General features: G+C 60.3%; 4 protein-coding genes. 2 read left to right on the forward strand and 2 right to left on the reverse strand.

What is annotated here, in order from left to right; translation table 11 throughout:
* Nucleotides 1-75: 75 nt before the first annotated feature.
* Both QMX98_RS33040 and QMX98_RS33045 read right to left on the reverse strand, forming a co-directional pair.
* The gene (locus QMX98_RS33040) at nt 76-621 is read right to left on the reverse strand and encodes a twin-arginine translocation pathway signal protein (protein WP_282412005.1); all 546 of its coding nucleotides are present in this window, start codon (nt 619-621) and stop codon (nt 76-78) included.
* Between the two features lie 27 nt (nt 622-648).
* Nucleotides 649-2,079 (reverse strand): coniferyl aldehyde dehydrogenase, encoded by a 1,431-nt coding sequence (locus QMX98_RS33045; protein WP_282412006.1) that lies wholly within the window; start codon nt 2,077-2,079, stop codon nt 649-651.
* A gap of 147 nt (nt 2,080-2,226) precedes the next feature.
* On the opposite strand from QMX98_RS33045, the gene QMX98_RS33050 reads away from it, so the two are divergent.
* Together QMX98_RS33050 and QMX98_RS33055 are read left to right on the forward strand one after the other, a co-directional pair.
* Nucleotides 2,227-2,898, forward strand: a complete 672-nt coding sequence (locus tag QMX98_RS33050) for a TetR/AcrR family transcriptional regulator (RefSeq protein WP_010466800.1) — start codon at nt 2,227-2,229, stop codon at nt 2,896-2,898.
* A 33-nt stretch (nt 2,899-2,931) separates the two neighbouring features.
* Nucleotides 2,932-3,786 carry a sulfurtransferase gene (locus QMX98_RS33055; RefSeq protein ID WP_282412007.1) on the forward strand — a complete coding sequence of 285 codons (855 nt, stop codon included), beginning with the start codon at nt 2,932-2,934 and terminating at the stop codon, nt 3,784-3,786.
* The last annotated feature ends 72 nt before the right edge of the window (nt 3,787-3,858 follow it).

Here is a 3,858-nt window from a genome sequence, read left to right on the forward strand (position 1 = left end):
GGCAAGCCTCGCTCCTACAAGGGCTTACGCGGTTCTGTAGGAGCGAGGCTTGCCCGCGAAGGGGTCGACCCAGTCTTAAACGGCAGGCGGCCCCGGATACCCGCAATGCACCCACGATTCCGCGCGGCTGTACCACGCCATCATCACCAGTTGCAGCAACGAGCTGTGCCCCATGCGCAACAGGTTCAACGAGCTGTTTTCCCAGCGATCGAGAAAGTGCCGGATCTCATCGACACTGGCGTTTTCCCAGCTGCCCCAGATCCCGGTCAGCGGCCCGCGGGTCACCGCCATCCCCAGCACGTCGAACAATTGCCGAGTGAGCTTGAGCATTTCCGGCGACAGGTGATTCAGGCCGTTATCCAGGGTTTTCAGGGTGCCATCGACGGCGGCCGGCATTTTTTCGGCGGCCACGGCGCCTTCGAGCATTACCGGGACCAATGCCCGCAGAAACAACAGATCGCCGCTGCGCAGGGTCGCGAAACCGCTGGCCGGAATGCTCGATGAGCAGCCGCTGAGGCTCGCGCCCAATCCGGCCGTCGCCAGGAAAGCACTCGCGCCGAGGCTGAATTTAAGCAGGCCGCGCCGCGACAGCGCGGGTGTATCTGACAGGCTTGGGCTCATTATTGTTATTACCCGAGGGTGCGATTGTTAGCGGATAAACAGCTTCTGAATCAGTTTCTGAATGGATTTTCCATAGGGCGGGTAAATCAGCTTCGCCGCGTTGAAGCGTTGCTTGATCAGCACGCCTTTGGCCTTGCTGAAGGTCAGGAAACCTTCGTGACCGTGGTAATGGCCCATGCCCGAGGCGCCGATACCACCGAACGGCATATCGTCCTGCGCCACGTGCAGCAAGGTGTCGTTGAGGCAAACACCGCCGGAATGGGTTTCGTGGAGTACACGATTTTGTTCGCGCTTGTCGTAGCCGAAGTAATACAGCGCCAGCGGACGAGGTCGTTGATTGATGTAGGCAAACGCCTGATCAAGCGTCTTGTACGGCACGATCGGCAGCAGCGGGCCGAAGATTTCATCCTGCATCACGGTCATGTCGTCGCTGACGTTGAGCAGCACGCTATGACCCATGCGCCGGCCCTGGCCCTGATCAAACAGCGGAATCAGCAGCGCGCCCTTGCTGGTGGCGTCGCTGACGTAGTTATTGAGTCGCGCCAGTTGCCGGTCATTGATGATTGCCGTGTAGTCCGGGTTGTCGGCCAGTGTCGGATAAAACCCGCGAACCGCGTGGCGATAGGCTTCGACGAAAGCGCCGATACGATCTTCCGGCACCAGCACGTAGTCCGGGGCCACGCAGGTTTGCCCGGCATTGAGCGTCTTGCCGAACGCGATGCGTTCGGCGGCGTCCTTGAGCGGCACGTCGAGGGACACAATGGCCGGGGACTTGCCACCCAGCTCAAGGGTCACCGGCGTCAGGTTCTCGGCTGCCGCGCGCATCACGTGCTTGCCGATGCTGGTGGCGCCGGTAAACAGCAGGTGATCGAAACGCAGTCGGGAGAACGCGACACCGATATCAGCTTCGCCCAGCACCACGCAGACCAGGTCTTGCGGGAAGATCCGGCCCAGCAGTTCCTTGAGCAGCAAGCCGGTGGCGGAGGTCGACTCACTGAGTTTGAGCATCACCCGATTGCCCGCCGACAACGCACCCACAAGCGGCCCTATAGCCAGATAAAGCGGGTAGTTCCACGGCACGATCACGCCGACCGCGCCCAGCGGCTGGTAAACCACTTTCGCCGAAGCCGGCTGAAACGCGATACCGACCTTGCGCCGCGAGGCCTTCATCCAGCCTTTGAGGTGCTGACTGGCGTAGTGAATGCCGTGCAGGCTCGGCATCAGTTCGGCGAGCAGGGTTTCATCGGCGCTGCGGTGGCTGAAATCCTGGCTGATCGCTTCGATCAAGGACTGGCGTTCGTTGCTCAGCAGATCACGCAGGGCTTTGAGCCATTGCTGGCGCTGGGCGGCCGGTGGCATCGGGTTGGCCGCATACGCCGCACGCTGCGCATCGAACAGGGCCTGAAGCTCGTCCAGCGGCTGTTGCAGGTTCTGCAGATAAGCGATGTCGGCGGTCATGATCGGCTCCGGTTTTTGTTGTAATGAGGCACGTTTTAGAGTCTAAGCTCTATAAAGTCAAATGGCATCCTGGCGCAGCATTGTTTTATCCACTCGCCGATAGGTCGTAAGATGCCTGCCAACGCACTCTGAATTAAAGCTCAAGCCATGGCCCCTCGGATCAAAACCAGCGAGCGCATCGTGCAGAACAGCCTGGAGCTGTTTAATCAACAGGGCGAGCGCAGCATCAGCACCAACCACATTGCTGCCCACATGGAGATTTCTCCGGGCAACCTGTACTACCACTTCCCCAACAAGCAGGCGATCATCGCCGTGCTGTTCAGTGAGTACGAAAGCCTGGTGGACAGCTTCCTGCGCCCGCCCCAGGGCCGAGCGTCCACGGTGGAAGACAAGCGCTTCTACCTTCAGGAACTGCTGGCGGCGATGTGGCGCTACCGGTTTTTGCATCGCGATCTTGAGCATTTGCTCGACAGCGATCCCGAACTGGCTGCCCGTTATCGGCGTTTCTCCCAGCGCTGCCTGATCCATGGCACCCACATCTACGCTGCCTTCGTCGACGCCGGCATCCTCAAAATGGACAAAGTCCAGATCGAATCCCTGACGCTCAATGCCTGGATTATCCTGACGTCCTGGGTGCGTTTTCTGTGCACCACGCGGGAAAACTCCAATCACCTGAGTGAGCAGGCGATTAAACGTGGGGTGTATCAGGTGCTGGTGCTTGAGGCCGGTTTCGTCACGGAACAGTCTCGCGACGCAGTCAACGCGCTGTACGAAGAGTTTTACGTGCCACTGGCCCAGGCGCTGGAAGAAGTGCAGTAGGATTCAAGACCGACTTAATCACAGGAGCCCGTTATGCCCATTGCGCAACTGATCAGCCCGCAAGCGTTGGACCTGAAAAAGGATGCACCTGGGCTGGTAATTCTGGATTGTCGTTTTGCCCTTGAAGACCCGGATTACGGCCAGCGTAGTTATGCCGAAGGGCATATCGCCGGGTCGAGTTTTGCCGATCTTGAGCGTGATTTGAGCGGGACAGTGGTCAAGGGTGTGACCGGGCGCCATCCGTTGCCTGAGCCTGAAGAGTTGATCGAGCGTCTGCAAGCCTGGGGCATCAACGCCGACAGCGAAGTGGTTTTGTACGATGACGGCCCCGGTGCCTACGCGGCGCGGGCCTGGTGGTTGCTGGTCTGGCTGGGCAAGCGTGACGGCGTGTTTATTCTCGATGGCGGGCTCAAGGCCTGGCACGCCGCCGGGTTGCCGCTGAGCCTGGATGCGTGCGACACCCCGCGCGGCACCTTTACCGGGACGCCGGACGACGCGCTGATCTTGAGCGCCGAACAGCTTCAAAAACGTCTCGGCCAACCCACGCTGACCTTGCTCGATGCTCGCGCCTTGCCGCGTTTCAAGGGCGAAGTCGAACCGATCGATCCGGTTGCCGGGCACATCCCCGGTGCGCAATGCGCAGCCTTCACCGAGAACCTGGGCAGTGACGGACGTTTCCTGCCGGCCGATCAGCTCAAGCAGCGCTTTGCGGCGAAACTCGGCGATCGTGCGCCGACCGATCTGGTGGCGTATTGCGGTTCTGGTGTGACGGCTTGCCATAACCTGTTCGCACTTTGCCTGGCGGGTTATCCGTTGGGCTCGTTGTATGCCGGGTCGTGGAGCGAGTGGATCAACGATCCTGCGCACGGCATCGCCATCGGCGAATAAACGCTGCTCCCCTGTAGGAGTGAGCCTGCTCGCGATGGCGGCGGGTCAGTCAACATCATTGCTGACTGACCC

It is taken from the genome of Pseudomonas sp. PS02303 (assembly GCF_029959925.1).
Taxonomy (GTDB): domain Bacteria; phylum Pseudomonadota; class Gammaproteobacteria; order Pseudomonadales; family Pseudomonadaceae; genus Aquipseudomonas; species Aquipseudomonas mandelii.

What these genes read in the sequence shown, in the direction of transcription:
- QMX98_RS33040 (WP_282412005.1), bottom strand. Translation starts at nt 621, where the DNA reads ATGAGCCCAAGCCTGTCAGATACACCCGCGCTGTCGCGGCGCGGCCTG.
- QMX98_RS33055 (WP_282412007.1), top strand. Translation starts at nt 2,932, where the DNA reads ATGCCCATTGCGCAACTGATCAGCCCGCAAGCGTTGGACCTGAAAAAG.
- QMX98_RS33050 (WP_010466800.1), top strand. Translation starts at nt 2,227, where the DNA reads ATGGCCCCTCGGATCAAAACCAGCGAGCGCATCGTGCAGAACAGCCTG.
- QMX98_RS33045 (WP_282412006.1), bottom strand. Translation starts at nt 2,079, where the DNA reads ATGACCGCCGACATCGCTTATCTGCAGAACCTGCAACAGCCGCTGGAC.